Origin of the sequence: Ferrovibrio sp. (assembly GCF_964218355.1) — a bacterium.
GTDB lineage: Bacteria > Pseudomonadota > Alphaproteobacteria > Ferrovibrionales > Ferrovibrionaceae > Ferrovibrio.
Genome location: NZ_CAXPMC010000005.1, coordinates 166,414 through 180,611, shown reverse-complemented (window position 1 = coordinate 180,611; position 14,198 = coordinate 166,414). Strand labels below are relative to the sequence as shown.

At 67.3% G+C, this 14,198-nt stretch carries 14 protein-coding genes; 7 read left to right on the top strand and 7 right to left on the bottom strand.

The genetic code is table 11. The features are described 5' to 3' along the window. The first annotated feature begins 2 nt into the window (after positions 1–2). Both hemF and ACEQZY_RS02335 read left to right on the top strand, forming a co-directional pair. Positions 3–857, top strand: coding sequence for an oxygen-dependent coproporphyrinogen oxidase (gene hemF / locus ACEQZY_RS02340; protein WP_341702727.1), 855 nt, complete (start codon positions 3–5; stop codon positions 855–857). A 272-nt stretch (positions 858–1,129) separates the two neighbouring features. Continuing rightward, positions 1,130–1,297 (top strand): hypothetical protein, encoded by a 168-nt coding sequence (locus tag ACEQZY_RS02335; protein ID WP_341702728.1) that lies wholly within the window; start codon positions 1,130–1,132, stop codon positions 1,295–1,297. A gap of 222 nt (positions 1,298–1,519) precedes the next feature. Here the strand turns inward: ACEQZY_RS02335 and ACEQZY_RS02330 are convergent, their stop codons facing one another. Genes ACEQZY_RS02330 through ACEQZY_RS02315 form a run of 4 tightly spaced genes read right to left on the bottom strand, consistent with a single transcriptional unit; the run spans position 1,520 to position 4,387 of the window. Continuing rightward, positions 1,520–2,845: a CCA tRNA nucleotidyltransferase gene (locus ACEQZY_RS02330; protein WP_370151976.1), complete on the bottom strand. Its 1,326-nt coding sequence runs from the start codon at positions 2,843–2,845 to the stop codon at positions 1,520–1,522. Then, a complete protein-coding gene (locus ACEQZY_RS02325; RefSeq protein ID WP_370151974.1) occupies positions 2,842–3,093 on the bottom strand; it encodes a DUF6111 family protein in 252 nt (83 codons plus the stop codon). Before ACEQZY_RS02325 ends, ACEQZY_RS02330 begins: the two co-directional genes overlap by 4 nt. Then, on the bottom strand, positions 3,090–3,797 hold the full coding sequence (locus tag ACEQZY_RS02320; RefSeq protein WP_370151972.1) for a CoA pyrophosphatase: 708 nt from the start codon (positions 3,795–3,797) through the stop codon (positions 3,090–3,092). The genes ACEQZY_RS02325 and ACEQZY_RS02320 overlap by 4 nt, the downstream gene beginning before the upstream one ends. Next, positions 3,794–4,387 carry a DUF1285 domain-containing protein gene (locus ACEQZY_RS02315; protein ID WP_341702732.1) on the bottom strand — a complete coding sequence of 198 codons (594 nt, stop codon included), beginning with the start codon at positions 4,385–4,387 and terminating at the stop codon, positions 3,794–3,796. The genes ACEQZY_RS02320 and ACEQZY_RS02315 overlap by 4 nt, the downstream gene beginning before the upstream one ends. Positions 4,388–4,425: 38 nt before the next feature. Here ACEQZY_RS02315 and ACEQZY_RS02310 point away from each other — a divergent pair, with 38 nt between their 5' ends. The 4 genes from ACEQZY_RS02310 to ACEQZY_RS02295 are packed head-to-tail and all read left to right on the top strand — an operon-like array spanning position 4,426 to position 11,283. Continuing rightward, positions 4,426–5,424 (top strand): AAA family ATPase, encoded by a 999-nt coding sequence (locus ACEQZY_RS02310; RefSeq protein WP_370152027.1) that lies wholly within the window; start codon positions 4,426–4,428, stop codon positions 5,422–5,424. Positions 5,425–5,475: 51 nt separating this feature from the next. Next, on the top strand, positions 5,476–6,393 hold the full coding sequence (locus ACEQZY_RS02305; RefSeq protein WP_341702734.1) for a DUF58 domain-containing protein: 918 nt from the start codon (positions 5,476–5,478) through the stop codon (positions 6,391–6,393). A gap of 4 nt (positions 6,394–6,397) precedes the next feature. Next, a complete protein-coding gene (locus ACEQZY_RS02300; RefSeq protein WP_370151970.1) occupies positions 6,398–9,175 on the top strand; it encodes a DUF4159 domain-containing protein in 2,778 nt (925 codons plus the stop codon). An 8-nt stretch (positions 9,176–9,183) separates the two neighbouring features. Next, positions 9,184–11,283 carry a hypothetical protein gene (locus ACEQZY_RS02295; protein WP_370151968.1) on the top strand — a complete coding sequence of 700 codons (2,100 nt, stop codon included), beginning with the start codon at positions 9,184–9,186 and terminating at the stop codon, positions 11,281–11,283. On the opposite strand, the gene ACEQZY_RS02290 is transcribed toward ACEQZY_RS02295, so the two are convergent. The 3 genes from ACEQZY_RS02290 to ACEQZY_RS02280 form a co-directional block, all read right to left on the bottom strand. Then, the gene (locus tag ACEQZY_RS02290; protein ID WP_341702737.1) at positions 11,280–11,669 is read right to left on the bottom strand and encodes a hypothetical protein; all 390 of its coding nucleotides are present in this window, start codon (positions 11,667–11,669) and stop codon (positions 11,280–11,282) included. The two genes, ACEQZY_RS02295 and ACEQZY_RS02290, sit on opposite strands and share 4 nt — an antisense overlap. Positions 11,670–11,671: 2 nt before the next feature. Continuing rightward, entirely contained in the window at positions 11,672–12,193 is a 522-nt protein-coding gene (locus ACEQZY_RS02285; protein WP_341702738.1) for an N-acetyltransferase, read from the bottom strand. A gap of 298 nt (positions 12,194–12,491) precedes the next feature. Next, positions 12,492–13,433 (bottom strand): LysR family transcriptional regulator, encoded by a 942-nt coding sequence (locus ACEQZY_RS02280; protein WP_341702739.1) that lies wholly within the window; start codon positions 13,431–13,433, stop codon positions 12,492–12,494. 104 nt (positions 13,434–13,537) lie between these two features. Between ACEQZY_RS02280 and wrbA the strand changes: the two genes are divergently transcribed. After that, a complete protein-coding gene (wrbA, locus tag ACEQZY_RS02275) occupies positions 13,538–14,137 on the top strand; it encodes an NAD(P)H:quinone oxidoreductase (RefSeq protein WP_341702740.1) in 600 nt (199 codons plus the stop codon). Positions 14,138–14,198 lie beyond the last annotated feature (61 nt).

Here is a 14,198-nt window from a genome sequence, read left to right as displayed (position 1 = left end):
TCATGACCGACACCGTACTTTCCGACCGCCAGCAACAGGCCCGCGCCTGGTTCGAAACCCTGCGCGATCGCATCTGCGCCGCTTTCGAGCAGCTCGAAGATGAACAGGCGGGGCCACTGGCCGACCGGCCGCCGGGCCGCTTCGAACGCCGCAGCTGGGACCGGCCCGGCGGCGGCGGTGGCGTCATGAGCATCATGCATGGCCGGGTCTTCGAGAAGGTGGGGGTCAACGTCTCCACCGTGCATGGCGAGTTCAGTCCCGAATTCCGCCAGCAGATCCCCGGAGCCGCCGAAGACGGCCGGTTCTGGGCGTCCGGGATTTCGCTGGTGGCGCATATGCAGTCGCCGAAGGTGCCGGCCGTGCACATGAATACCCGCTTCCTGGTCACCCGCGAGAGTTGGTTCGGCGGCGGCGCCGATCTCACGCCGATGTTGCCCGATGCCGAGGATGCCGCACAGTTCCATGCCGGCCTGCGGGATGCCTGCGACCGCTTCGATCCGACCTATTACCCCCGCTTCAAGGCATGGTGCGACGAGTACTTCTTCCTGCCACACCGGAACGAGCCGCGCGGGGCCGGCGGAATCTTCTACGACCGTCTCGCCAGCGGCGACTGGGCAGACGATTTCGCCTTCACCCGGGCCGTCGGCGAATCGTTCCTCGCGACCTACCCAAAAATCGTCCGCCGGCACCAAAATGAGTCGTGGTCGGCGGCAGAAAGGGAGCATCAGCTGGTCCGCCGCGGTCGGTATGTCGAGTTCAATCTGCTCTACGATCGCGGCACGACTTTCGGCCTGAAGACCGGCGGCAACACCGACGCGATCCTGATGTCGATGCCGCCAAGCGTGAAATGGCCATAGTCGGAATCGCCAGTATTTATGCGGCCTCGCGCGCGCTCACGTAATTCGTGCGCTGCGCAAAGTCCCCATCAGCGTTTTACTTGGCCGGTGCATTTTCGTTCGTGCGAATCCCCCACGCACTGAGGCAAAATGGACGCGCTTTTAACAAAATTTTAAGTGCGCGCAAGATTTTGTGGTTAATGCCGCAACGTTGTGCTACAGATACGCTTGTTCGAGAAACATTTCTCGAAACTTCGTTGCGGTGTGAACCGCATTTATCCATGGAGGAGAACATGGCTGCTGCGAAGAAAAAGGCTGCTAAGAAGAAGGTAGCCAAGAAGGCCGTCAAGAAGGCCGCGAAGAAGGTCGTCAAGAAGGTTGCCAAGAAGGCCGTGAAGGCCAAGAAGGCGCCGAAGGCGAAGAAGAAGGCTGCCAAGAAGAAGGCCGCCAAGAAGAAGTAAGTCAGTTTGAGTTTGGCCTCGAGCTCCACATCGACGACCGGATTTACGGCGCCGACGTGGAGCTCGAGTTCTTTCCGGGGTCAGCCCCAGTATTCGCCCTGATTACTTCCCGCCTGCACTGATTTCGCAAGTTGCGCAGGCACCGATGGGGACCGAAGCCGATTGCGGTCCCATCTTGTCGCCAGGCGACAGAACACCCAAAAAATCAAACAGAATCAGTTGCTAAGAGCGCTTTTGCCGCCCCTCCGCGGCCGGATCCGCCAGAGCCCCGGCTTCCGCCTCATTGCCGTCCCGCACAAGGCCGCGCAGATGCAGCAGACAGGCTTCGCGATCGGGCCGGAAGCCTGCCGCTGCCCACCAGGTTTCGATATCCCGCAGCAGCAGACTGATCGTCGGGCTCGGCGACAGGCCCAGCGCCAGCACATCGGCCCCCCGCAGCGGAAAGACCGGCCGGCGCCAGCTGGCGGCCATGGCGAGCCGTTGTGCGGCAAGGGCATCCCGTGCCGGATCGGCCAGCGCCGCCAGCAGCACATGGTCCCGGCAGCGCTCAGCCCCGTGGCGGTAAAGCGCCAGCCCGAACGCCTCGTCATCCCCGACCGCAGCCCAGTCCAGCGGCAGCGGTTCGAGCAGGCCCTGCAGCCGCAGCCGCTGGGCATTCGACAGCTTCAGCCGGTCGGCTACCGCATCGGCCTGTCCGGCCGGCAGCAGCAGCGCCAGGCGCGGCCAGACCTCGGGCTCGATCCCGCCTGCGGCCGCGATCTGCGCCTGCAGGGTCAGCAGCCGCATAAATCGCGCCGCATCGAAACCGGCACCAGGCAGCAGCACAGGCAGGACACCGCTGTCCTGCATCAGCGCCAGCACCTCTGAGGCATTCGGCAAGGCGAGTATCTTCAGCAGCTCGTCACGTATCCGCTCGCCCGACAGCCGGTGCAATTCGCCGGTGGCGGCACGACAGGCCGCCAGCGAAGCGGGATCCGGTGTGCCGCGGGCAAACCGGCCATGAAACCGGAAAAACCGCAGCACCCGCAGGTAGTCTTCTGCCACCCGCTGTTCCGGGACGCCGATGAAACGGATGCGGCCGGCCGCCAGATCGGCCCGCCCCTCCGTGTAGTCATGCAGACGGCCATCCGGTCCTGCGGACAGGGCGTTGACCGTAAAGTCGCGCCGCACGGCATCGGCCGCCCAGCTGGCTTCCGATCCGTCGGCGGCAAAAGCCACCTCCGCATGCCTGCCATCGGTGGCGACATCACGGCGCAGGGTGGTGATCTGCGCCACCAGCGGCGGCACCACCGCGGTTACCGTGCCATGCTCGATACCGGTGGGGATTGCTTTCAGCTTTGCTGCCGCCAGGCGGCGCATTACCGTTTCCGGCGGCTCCGGCGTGGCCAGATCGATATCGGCAGGTTCCAGACCGAGCAGGGCGTCCCGCACGCAGCCGCCGACAAACCGCACCTCGGCTCCGCCGGCTGCCAGCGCCGCAAACAGCCGGCCGACCGGCGCCGCAGTCATCCAGTCCGGCAGCGGCTGCGGCAATCCGCCTGCCGTCATTCGACCCGCCCAGGCAGGATCTTGCCGTTCTCGAATCGCGCCGGCACATACTGACCGGGCTCCTGCCCGGTGATCAGCCCGCCAATGATCATGCCCGCCACCACCAGGGTCAGGCCGATGGCGGACAGCCAGAACCAGGGCGTCACCGCCGGCCCCTCGCCGCCACTGCGCCGCACATGCCAGACATAGAGACCATACAGCAAGAACGGCAGCACCAGCGGCAGCAGATGAAAAATGATCCGGCTCATGGCACGCCCCCTGGCCGGGCGCCCGCGGCATCGTCCAGCAGGTCATGCAGATTGCGCAGCATGCCGGCAGTGGCACCCCAGATGTAATAATCGTTGTATGGCATCGCCCACCATTGCCGCTCGATGCCATTGAATACGCCTTTGTGCCGCTGGTGATTGCGGCCATCCATCAGGAAGCCGAACGGCACCTCGAATACCTCTGCCACCTCATGCTGCTGCAGGCGGAGGGCAAAACCCGGCCGCACCAGCCCGACCACTGGCACGACCACGAATCCGGTGCCGGTGACATAGGGGTCGAGGGTGCCCAGCACCGCCACATGGGCGCGGTCCAGTCCGATCTCTTCCTCGGTTTCGCGCAGGGCGGTCGCGGCAACATCGGTGTCGCCCCGGTCGACCCGTCCGCCAGGAAAGCTGACCTGGCCGGCATGGTTGGACAGATGCGCCGTGCGCTTGGTCAGGATCACCCGCTCACCCTCGCCATAACCGACCACCGGCACCAGCACGGCGGCCGGCATCAGCGGCCCCTTGCGCAATGGCGCGAAGCCGGGGTTGAGCTGGAAATCACCTTTGCGTGCCGCCGTGTAATCGCGCGGCACGCTGTCCAGCGCCGGCACCGGCTGCAGGCGGTGGCGCAACCGTTCGATCAGCGGCGTGCTGGGCGCCGCACCGGTCGCGGTGTCCGCCGTCATGACCGGGGCGCTCATTCCGCATCTCCCAGCGGAAACAACTGTCCGCCGCTGCGTACACCGAGACGCCGACGGCCACCCTCCCGGTATTCTTCCGCCAGCGCCACCAGGTCATAGAAGACGGATCGGGCGATCAGCGCCTCAAGTTCGCCGCGCACCAGGACATACGGCGACGGCTCGCCGGTTTCCGGATCGACCGCCACCCGCAGCGGATGCTGTGCATCGAGCGGCACGATGTCGTCGACATTGGTGCGGAAGGCGATCAACTGCCTGTCGCCATCGCCAGCAACCGTCATCTCGACAGCCACAAAGGGGGCGTCGTCGACTCGGATGCCGCATTTCTCGACCGGCGTCACCAGCACGAAACGGCCATCCGGCTCCCGCCGCAGGATTCCGGAAAACAGGCGGACCATCGCCGGCCGGGGGATCGGCGATCCCATGTAATGCCAGCGGCCATCCCGGGTGATCCGCATGTCGATTTCGCCGCAAAACGGCGGATTCCACAGATGTACGGGGGGCGCCTTGCGCGGTTCGGCGCCACCGCCGAAGCGGGCGATCACATCCTGGAGACTGGGCGCTCCTGCCTTGGAAACCGTCATACGTGACATCTGGGCTTTCATTTCGCTTCTACTATATACTCGATGGCATGCACAATTTCAGCGATACCGCCGAGCAAATCCTCCCCGAAATCGAACGGATCGGCGGTCGACTCGGCGCCGCACGCGAGGCTGTCGGCCGGGTGATCTTCGGCCAGGGAGCCGTGGTCGAGGAAACCCTGATCACCCTGCTGGCCGGCGGCCACGCCCTGCTGGTCGGCGTGCCCGGCCTCGCCAAGACCAAACTGGTGGAAACCCTGGCCCGGGTGCTGGGCCTCGATGCCCGCCGCGTGCAGTTCACGCCCGACCTGATGCCGGCCGACATCACCGGCTCCGAAGTTCTTGAGGAAAACGACGCCGGCCGTCGCTCTTTCCGGTTCATACCGGGCCCGATCTTCTGCCAGCTGCTGATGGCCGATGAAATCAACCGCGCCAGCCCGCGCACCCAGTCTGCCCTGCTGCAGGCGATGCAGGAACGGCAGGTTTCGGTGGCCGGCCAGCGCCACGAACTGCCGGCTCCGTTCCATGTTCTGGCCACGCAGAATCCGCTGGAGCAGGAAGGCACCTATCCGCTGCCGGAGGCACAGCTCGACCGCTTCCTGCTGCAGGTCGATGTCGGCTATCCGGACCGCGAGGCCGAACGCCGCATGCTGTTCGCCACCACCGGCGCCACCGAGGATGCGGTACCGGCCGTGCTCAGCGCCGCCGACCTGATGGCTGCCCAGCGGCTGGCCCGGCGCCTGCCGGTCGGCGACAACGTGGTCGAAGCGATCCTGACCCTGGTCCGCGCTGGCCGGCCGGAGGAAAGCCCGGTCGAGGGGCTGGCCGACCTGGTGGCCTGGGGCCCCGGCCCGCGCGCCAGCCAGGCGCTGATGCTGGCGGTACGGGCCCGTGCCCTGCTGCAGGGCCGCCTGGCGCCGTCGATGGAGGATGTGCTGGCCCTGGCCGCTCCGGTGCTGCGCCACCGCATGGCCCTGACCTTCGCCGCCCGGGCCGACGGCATCACCGTCACCGATGTCATCGGCCGCCTGACGAAACCGCTGGAGTGACCGTATGCCGGCGACGCGACGGACAGACACCAGACGCGCAGGCAGGATGCGATGAACGGCGCGGCCGCGGCCGGGGCGACGCTGCATGCCCGACGCCAGCGCGCCGAACACCTTGCCGCTTTCCTGCCGCCTTTGCTGGTTGCCGCCGAACGGGTCGCCGCCACGGTCGAACAGGGTGTCCATGGCCGCCGCCGCGTCGGACCCGGCGATGCCTTCTGGCAGTTCCGCCGCTACAGTCCGGGTGATGCGATCAGCCGGATCGACTGGCGCCAGACCGCCAAGCGTCCGCATACCTTCATTCGCGAGAACGAATGGGAAGCCGCCGAAAGCGTCTGGCTGTGGCGCGATCCCTCGCCATCGATGCGCTGGAAATCGCCGCTGGGCCAGGAGCGCAAGGATGAGCGGGCTGACCTGCTGCTGCTGGCCCTGGGCAGCCTGCTGCTGCGCGGCGGCGAGCGGATCGCTCTGCTCGGCTCGCCGGAACGGCCCGCGCATGGGCGGCTGGTACTGGAACGCATGGCCGAGCGGCTGCTGCGCGCCCGCGAGGATAATGCCGAAGCGAGCCTGCCGCCGGCACAATTGCTGCCGCGCCATGCCCAGGTCGTCCTGATCGGCGATTTCCTGTATGCCCTGCCCGACATCGCGACCCGCCTGCGGGCTTTGGCGGATATGGGCGTGAAAGGCACCGTGCTGCGGCTGGTCGACCCGGCCGAGGAAGATTTCCCCTATACGGGCCGCACGCGCTTCCTTGGCCTTGAGGGCGAAAGCCCGCTGCTGGCGCCGCGAGCCGAAAGCCTGTCGGCCGAATGGCGCAGCATATTTGCCGCCCACCAGCATGATCTCTCCGATATCTGCCGCCGCCTCGGCTGGCGGCACCTGAAGCATCGCACCGATACCCCGCCGCAGGCAGCCCTGCTGACACTGTTCATGGGCCTGCAGGGCGACCGCGGGCCGCGGGCCGCGAGGTGATGGCATGCTGAGCCTCGGCAGCCTGGCTTTCGTGACGCCATGGGCGCTGGCCGGGCTGCTGCTGCTGCCGGTGATCTGGTGGCTGCTGCGCATCACGCCGCCGCAGCCGAAAGAGGTCACCTTCCCGCCGCTGCGCCTTCTGCTGCTGCTGCGGCCGCATGAGGAAACCCCCGCCCATACGCCGCTCTGGCTGCTGCTGCTGCGGCTGCTGATCGCTGCACTGGCGATCATCGCCCTCGCCGGCCCGGTGCTGAACCCGCAGGCCGACAGTCGCAGTAATGCGCCGCTGATCCTCGTCATCGATGATGGCTGGACCGCGGCACCGCGCTGGCGCGACAGGCTGGCCCGTGCCGATGCAATTCTGGACCAGGCCGCCCGCGATGGCCGCTCCGCCCTGCTCCTCACCACCTCCGCACCGGCCGATGGCGGCGCCATCCAGCCCGGCCGGCTGATGCCTGCCGACGAACTGCGCCCCATCGTCGCCGCCCTCGAACCCAGGGCATGGCGTGGCAGCCGGGCTGGTGTCCTGCAGGCCCTGCAGCAGGCCCGCCTGCCCGATCCGGCTGAAACCGTCTGGATCAGCGATGCCCTGCAGGATGCATCCGGCCGGGACAGCGGCGAAGCAGCATACACGCTGGCGGAATGGCTGCTGCGGCGCGGGCCGGTCAGCGTCATCCTGCCGGCCGACAGCGACCGCGCCCTGACCCTGCTGCCACCGGTCACCGATGCCCAGGGCGACAGTGTCATGCTGCGCAGGCCGGGCGGTGCGGATCTGCCGCCCCGCAGCCTGACCCTGCGGGCCGCCACCGAACAGGGCCGCATCCTGCAGCGCGAGCCGGTCTCCTTCACTGCCGGCAGCGAAACGGTAACGGTCCGTCTCAGTCTGCCGAGCGAATTGCGCAACCAGCTGTCACGGCTGGAGATCGAGGAAATGCCCAGCGCCGGCGGCGTGCAGCTGCTGGACGACCGCTGGCGGCGGAGGCCGGTCGGCATGGTCGCGGGCGGTGCCATCGAGACCCGGCAGCCGCTGCTGGACGACCTGTTCTACCTGCAGCGGGCGCTGACCCCCTATGCCGAGTTGCGCAATGGCAGCATTGCCGAACTGCTGCAGCGCGAAATCGCCGTGATCGTGCTGGCCGATGTGGCCCAGGTCGTGGGCAGCGAACGCCAGCCGCTGAACGACTGGCTGGAGAAAGGCGGTGTGCTGCTGCGCTTCGGAGGCCCGCGGATGGCGGAGGCCGGCGACGACCTGCTGCCGGTTCGCCTGCGGCGCGGGGCAAGGCAGCTGGGTGGTGCCCTGTCATGGGAACAGCCGCAGCATCTCGGGCCGATTCCGGAAACCAGCCCCTTCTTCGGCCTCGGCGGTGGAGATGACATCACGGTCAGCCGCCAGGTGCTTGCCGAGCCGGATGCCCGGATCGGCGAGAAGACCTGGCTGCGACTGACGGATGGCACGCCGCTGGTCACTGCCGAGCGCCGCGGCAAGGGCTGGCTGATCCTGGTGCATACCACCGCCAACAGCCTGTGGTCCGATCTTGCCCTCAGCGGCTTCTACGTCGAGATGCTGCGCAAGGTGATCGACCTGTCGCAGGGCGTGGCAGCGGGCGGGCAGGATGCCGATGCGCCACTGCCACCGCTGACCGTTCTGGATGGCTTCGGCCGCTCAGTGCAGCCCGGCCCCGGGGTGCAGCCGCTGCCGCCCCGCGATACCGCCGGGCTGACGGCCGGCCCGCGTCATCCGCCCGGCTGGTACGGCCGGCTCGACAGCCGCCGCGCCCTCAATGCCGCCACGGCGGACACCGTGCTGCAGCCGGTATCCCGCTGGCCGGCGGATGCCCGGCTGCTCGATCTCGGTGAAACCGCAGAGGAAACTCGCCTGCTGCCCCCGCTGCTGACCGCTGCCCTGCTGCTCTTCCTTGCCGACTGGCTGATCGGCCTCGCCCTGCGCGGCCTGCTGCCGCGCCTGCGCCGGCCCGCGGTCGCCATGCTGGCGGCGGCCATATTGCTGCTGGCGGCCGGCCCCGTCCTGGCCCAGCCAGCCGGATCGCGGCCGACGGCAGCGGAAGACTTCGCCATGCGCGCCTCGCTTGACCTGCGGCTGGCTTATGTGGTGACCGGCCAGGCCGATCTGGACCAGATGAGCCGGAGCGGCCTCTATGGCCTGACCGAGATTCTGTACCGGCGCACCTCGATCGAGGCGGTCGAGCCGATCGGGGTGAACCTGGAAGCCGATGACATCTCGGTACTGCCTTTCCTGTACTGGCCGATCACTCCGCAGCAGCGCGATCTCTCGGATGCTGCGCTGCGCCGTATCGACCAGTTCATGAAGACCGGCGGGATGATCCTGTTCGATACCCGTGACCAGGCTTTCGGCCTCAGCGGCACGGCGGCCAGCCCGAATACCGGCAAGCTGCGCCAGTTGCTGTCGCGCCTCGATATTCCGCCGCTGATGCCGGTGCCTGCCGACCATGTGCTGACCAAGGCCTTCTACCTGCTGCAGGACTTCCCCGGCCGCTATACCGGCGGCTCGCTCTGGGTCGAGCGCAATCCCGGCGGCGACAAGGATGGTGTGACCTCGATGGTGATCGGCAGCCATGACTGGGCGGCGGCCTGGGCCATGGACCAGGCCGGGCGGCCGCTGGCCGCAACGATCCCGAACAACCCCCGCCAGCGCGAATATGCCTATCGCTTCGGCATCAACCTGCTGATGTACACGCTGACCGGCAATTACAAGGCCGACCAGGTGCATGTGCCGGCGCTGCTGGAACGGCTGGGGCAGTAAGGAAGCGCATGACCGACAGCCTGAGCTTCGCCTTTTCGCCGCTGGTGCCATGGCCTCTGCTGGCGGCCTGCGCGGCGCTGGCGCTGGGCCTGATGGTACTGGGCCTGTGGCGACGCGCACGGGGCAGCCTGCTGCGCCTGCTGGTTGCCGTGCTGCTGCTGGCGGCACTGGCCAATCCGGTGGCCCGCCGGGAAGAACGCGCGGAACTGCCGGATATCGCCGTGATGGTCGTCGATGACAGCCTCAGCCAGGGAATCGGTCAGCGGCGCCAGCAGGCCGAGGCCGCCGAGACGGCCCTGCGCGAGAAACTCGCCGCCATCGACAATCTCGATATCCGCGTGATCCGCGCCGGCAAACCGGAGGCCGGTCAGGCCGAACGCGACGAAGGCACCCGGCTCTATTCAGCCCTGTCGCTGGCGCTGAGCGACCTGCCACGCCACCGGCTGGCCGGCAGCATCCTGGTGACCGACGGGCAGGTCCACGATCTGCCTGAACCCGAAGCGATGGCCGATGTTGCCCTGGCGCCGGTGCACGTCCTGCTGACCGGACAGCCGGGCGAGCGCGACCGCCGGCTGGTGGTGCAGAATGCCCCGACCTTCGGCATGGTGAACCAGGACCTCACCGTCACCCTGCGGGTCGATGATACCGGTGCCGTGCCCGGCGAAACCGCCGAGCTTCGGTTTCGCCAGCAGGATGTCGGGGAGCAGACGATCGTCGCTTCGGTCGGCCGTGAATTGACGATCCCGTTCAAGCTGCGCCGGGCCGGCCGCAGCCTGCTGGAATTCGAAGTGGCCCCGATCGGTACCGAGCTGACGCCACTGAACAACCGTGTGGCGCTGTCGGTGAATGGCGTCCGCGATCGCCTGCGGGTCCTGCTGGTCACCGGCGAGGCCCATACCGGCGAGCGGGTCTGGCGCAATCTGCTGAAGGCCGATCCGAATGTCGATCTCGTGCATTTCACGATCCTCAGGCCGCCGGACAAGCAGGATGGTACGCCGATCCGCGAATTGTCGCTGATCGCTTTTCCGATCCGCGAACTGTTCGAGCTGAAGCTGAACGAATTCGACCTCATCATCTTTGACCGCTACCGGCGGCGCGGCATTCTGCCGTCTTCGTATTTCGAGAATATCGCCAATTATGTCGCGCGCGGCGGCGCGCTTCTTGAGGTTTCGGGGCCGGCCTATGCCACCCCGCTCAGCCTGTATCGCACACCACTGGCTGAGATATTTCCCGGTCGGCCGACCGGACAGGTCCGCACCGAGCCGTTCCGGCCACGCCTGACCGAAACCGGCCGGCGCCACCCGGTCACGGCCGGCCTGCCCGGTGCCGGACCGGCGGACGGCACACCCAACTGGGGGCAATGGTTCCGTGCCATCAGCGTCGAGGCTTTGCGCGGCGAGACCCTGCTGCAGACGCCGCAGGGCGAACCCCTGATGATTCTCGACCGTGTCGACAAGGGCCGCATCGCGCAGATCTATTCCGACCAGATCTGGCTGTGGTCGCGCGGCTTCGAAGGCGGCGGCCCGCAGGCCGAGCTGCTCCGGCGGATGGCCCACTGGTCGATGAAGGAACCGGATCTCGAGGAGGAATCCCTGCGGGCCAGCGCACAGGGCGGCCGCATCGAGATCGAACGCCGCAGCCTGAAGCCGCGCGATGCGCCAGTCAGCGTGACGGGACCCGATGGCCGTGAGGAGAAGCTGCCCCTGATCGAACGCGGCAATGGCATTGCCAGCAATGCCCTGCCGGTCGAACGGCCCGGCATATACCGGATCCGCGACGGCGAACTGGAGACCGTGACCACGGTCGGTGCCGTCAATCCGCAGGAATTCGCCGATCCAAGGGCCACAGCCTCCGTGCTGAAACCACTGACCGATGCCAGCCAGGGCAGCAGCCGCTGGCTGCGCGACGGCCTGCCCGATATCCGCATGATCGAAAAACCGACCCGCGCGACACCCCGCGACGCGGCCGGCCGCAACTGGATCGGACTGTACCGCCAGCATGATTTCGTCGTCACCGGACTGCATCTGACGCCGCTGGCCCTGCCGCTGGCTGTGCTGGCCACCGTTCTGGCCGCCCTGATGCTGATGTGGCGGCGCGAGAGCCGCTAGACAGTGCCGGCAAGCCGCCGCACCAGGACCGGCAACGGAACTCCGGATGACAGGCCGCAGCGTTTGGCCGCCGCATTCACGGTGCTGATGACGCCATTCTCCCAGGCATCCTGCGGATCGCCGATTCGTGCCGTCAGATGGCTGCAGGCCGCGGCCGGGTAATCCAGCAGCCGGAGCCCGGCTATCCCCGCCTCTTCCTTGCCGATGCCGGCATCGTTGAAGATGCAAAGGGCCAGCGGCACGGCTGCGGCATAGCTGGCCGCACTGCGGCCGCCATGACTGCCGGAAAGCACGATCCAGCCGGCGTCGGCGGCGCTGATCTCCGTGATGCTGTCGACCAGCAGCAGCGCGACACCGAAATCCGTTTCCAGAATCCGGCGCGCCACGATCAGGCGGCCTTGCGCCGGCCCCGGGGCGGACGGGCGACCATACCGGCCACACCGGTCAGCGCACCAGGCAGCAACTCCATCACCTGGAACCGCTCGCGCTCGACCCAGCCAGGCATCTCGAGGCCGCGATCGGCGGCACTGGTAAACCCAAAAGGCTCGTAATAGGGCTTGTCACCAACCAGCACACAGATCCGGTGGCCGACCCGCGTGGCGGCATAAAGGCTGTGCCGGATCAGCGCACGGCCGATTCCCTGCCCCTGGTAATCCGGATGGACGGCCACCGGCCCCAGCATCACCGCCGGAACCTGGGTTTCGCCGAGGGCCACCGGCCAGTAGCGGATCGAGCCAAGCAGTGCGGCATCGGCATCCCGGCGCACCACGAAAGCCAGCGGCTTCAGATGCGCGACGCCTTCGCGCAGCCGGTAGACGGTTTTCTGCGTCCGCTCGGATCCGAAGGTCAGGTCCAGCAGGGTTTCGATCTGGGCGGCATCGGCGGGCCGCTCGGGAGAGATGGGGAACATCAGCTTGCTTCCGGCAACATAATCGGAGACCACGGGCGGACGGGCGGCCTGAGCCTGCCGTCCGGTCGGCCGGTGATTCGCGGTCATCCTGGAAGCTGCTGTCTGTCGACGAGGAATGGTGGCGTCTTTGACTTCCGCTTCAGCGCACGCGAACAACCGCCGCGCACCGCTTTCGCATTTGCGGTGCGCTGGGGGCCGGTCGTCGATGTCGCCATTGGCGGGTCATAACGAATGCGTCCTCTTGTCGCAGCGGCTGGATAACACAGCCGCCGGGCCGCCGTAAACCCGCTTTGTGCGGTCAGCGCAGGTTCCTGCCCACTGTGTCCAGCCAGACACAGTCCCAGGGCGGCTCCGGCCCGAAACGCTCGGCCAGGAAGTCGATGAAGGCCCTGACCTTCGGCGTCAGGTAGCGCTGGGCCGGGTAGACCGCATAGATGCCGGCCGGCGGCGGCGTGAAGTCCTCCAGCACCGGGACCAGCAGACCGGCCGCAAGGTCCGGGCCGACGATGAAGCTGGGCAGCCGTACGATGCCGTGCCCGGCCAGTGCCGCAGCCCGCAGGGCATCGCCATTATTCGCATGCAGGCGGCCGGAGACGCGGATACTGGCCGCAATCCCGGCCTCGTCGAGAACCGGCCAGGAATCGGGCTCGGGCAGGTAGGTGTAGAGCAGGCATTCATGCTGGCGCAGGTCGCCAGGCTTCAGTGGCACCCCGGCCCGCCGCAGATAGGCCGGGGCGGCACAGAAAACGGCACGGGCCGGCGCCAGCCGGCGCGCCACCAAGGTGGAATCGCGCAGGTCGCCGATGCGGATCGCCAGATCGACATCTTCTTCCAGCAGGTCGATGAGGCGGTCGTTGAAGCTGAGATCGACATGCAGTTCCGGGCACAGGCTGAGAAAATCCGGCACCAGCGGCGCGATATGGCCCAGCCCGAAGCTGAGCGGGAGATTCACCCGCAGCCGGCCGCGCGGCGCCGAATAGAGCGACTGCACGGCAATATCGGCGGCATCGGCTTCGGCCAGCACCCGCTGGGCATGGGTCAGCACGATGCGACCGGTTTCGGTCAGCGTCAGGCGCCGGGTCGTCCGCTGCAGCAGCTGGGCCCCTAGCCGGTCTTCCAGCCGGGCAACCTGCTTCGACACTGCCGATTTCGACAGTTTCAGATTGCGGGCGGCCTCGCTGAAGCTGTTCAGCTCTACCACTTTGGCGAAAACCGCCAGGTCAGCAAGATTGTCTATCATGGGAAACAATCCTATTCCAAAGGCGTTATTGTTTCAATCCGGGTGGCGGCCATATGGTCCGTATCGAACCGATACCAACAACCCCAGCCACCCAGGAGACGACAATGACCAAGGTTCTGGTGCTCTATCATTCGATGTACGGCCATGTGGAACAGATGGCCGAGGCCGTGGCCGCCGGCGCCCGCGAGATCGGCGGCGCGCAGGTGACGGTCAAGCGTGTGCCCGAAACCATGCCGGAAGAGGCTTTCAGGAAGGCCGGTGGCAAATGGGATCAGGCCGCCCCGGTGGCCGATCCGGCCGAGCTGGCGGATTATGATGCCATCATCTTCGGCACCGGCACCCGCTTTGGCAACATGAGCGGCCAGATGCGCACCTTCCTCGACCAGACCGGCGGTCTGTGGGTGAAGGGCGCGCTGGTCGGCAAGGTCGGCAGCGTATTCGTGTCGACCGGCACCGGCGGCGGCAACGAGACCACTGCCAGCAGCTTCCATACCACCCTGCTGCACCATGGCATGGTGATCGTGGGCCTGCCCTATGCCATACCCGAAACCATGGATGTCTCGGCCGTCAAGGGCGGATCGCCGCTGGGTGCCGGGACCATCGCCGGCCCGGATGGCAGCCGCCAGCCGAGCGAGACCGAACTGAAGACCGCCCGTTTCCAGGGCCGGCATGTGGCGGGTATTGCCGCCAAGCTGAAGGCGTAACATTCTCAACCGCGCGGCGACGGCCATCCAGGCTTGCTGGCCATCGCCGCGCACGGAGGTC

Coding starts and splice junctions, on each gene's coding strand:
- ACEQZY_RS02300 (WP_370151970.1), top strand. CDS start 6,398: ATGCTGAGCCTCGGCAGCCTGGCTTTCGTGACGCCATGGGCGCTGGCC.
- ACEQZY_RS02330 (WP_370151976.1), bottom strand. CDS start 2,845: ATGACGGCAGGCGGATTGCCGCAGCCGCTGCCGGACTGGATGACTGCG.
- ACEQZY_RS02305 (WP_341702734.1), top strand. CDS start 5,476: ATGAACGGCGCGGCCGCGGCCGGGGCGACGCTGCATGCCCGACGCCAG.
- ACEQZY_RS02280 (WP_341702739.1), bottom strand. CDS start 13,433: ATGATAGACAATCTTGCTGACCTGGCGGTTTTCGCCAAAGTGGTAGAG.
- ACEQZY_RS02310 (WP_370152027.1), top strand. CDS start 4,426: ATGCACAATTTCAGCGATACCGCCGAGCAAATCCTCCCCGAAATCGAA.
- ACEQZY_RS02315 (WP_341702732.1), bottom strand. CDS start 4,387: ATGTCACGTATGACGGTTTCCAAGGCAGGAGCGCCCAGTCTCCAGGAT.
- ACEQZY_RS02320 (WP_370151972.1), bottom strand. CDS start 3,797: ATGAGCGCCCCGGTCATGACGGCGGACACCGCGACCGGTGCGGCGCCC.
- wrbA (WP_341702740.1), top strand. CDS start 13,538: ATGACCAAGGTTCTGGTGCTCTATCATTCGATGTACGGCCATGTGGAA.
- ACEQZY_RS02335 (WP_341702728.1), top strand. CDS start 1,130: ATGGCTGCTGCGAAGAAAAAGGCTGCTAAGAAGAAGGTAGCCAAGAAG.
- ACEQZY_RS02295 (WP_370151968.1), top strand. CDS start 9,184: ATGACCGACAGCCTGAGCTTCGCCTTTTCGCCGCTGGTGCCATGGCCT.
- hemF (WP_341702727.1), top strand. CDS start 3: ATGACCGACACCGTACTTTCCGACCGCCAGCAACAGGCCCGCGCCTGG.
- ACEQZY_RS02285 (WP_341702738.1), bottom strand. CDS start 12,193: ATGTTCCCCATCTCTCCCGAGCGGCCCGCCGATGCCGCCCAGATCGAA.
- ACEQZY_RS02325 (WP_370151974.1), bottom strand. CDS start 3,093: ATGAGCCGGATCATTTTTCATCTGCTGCCGCTGGTGCTGCCGTTCTTG.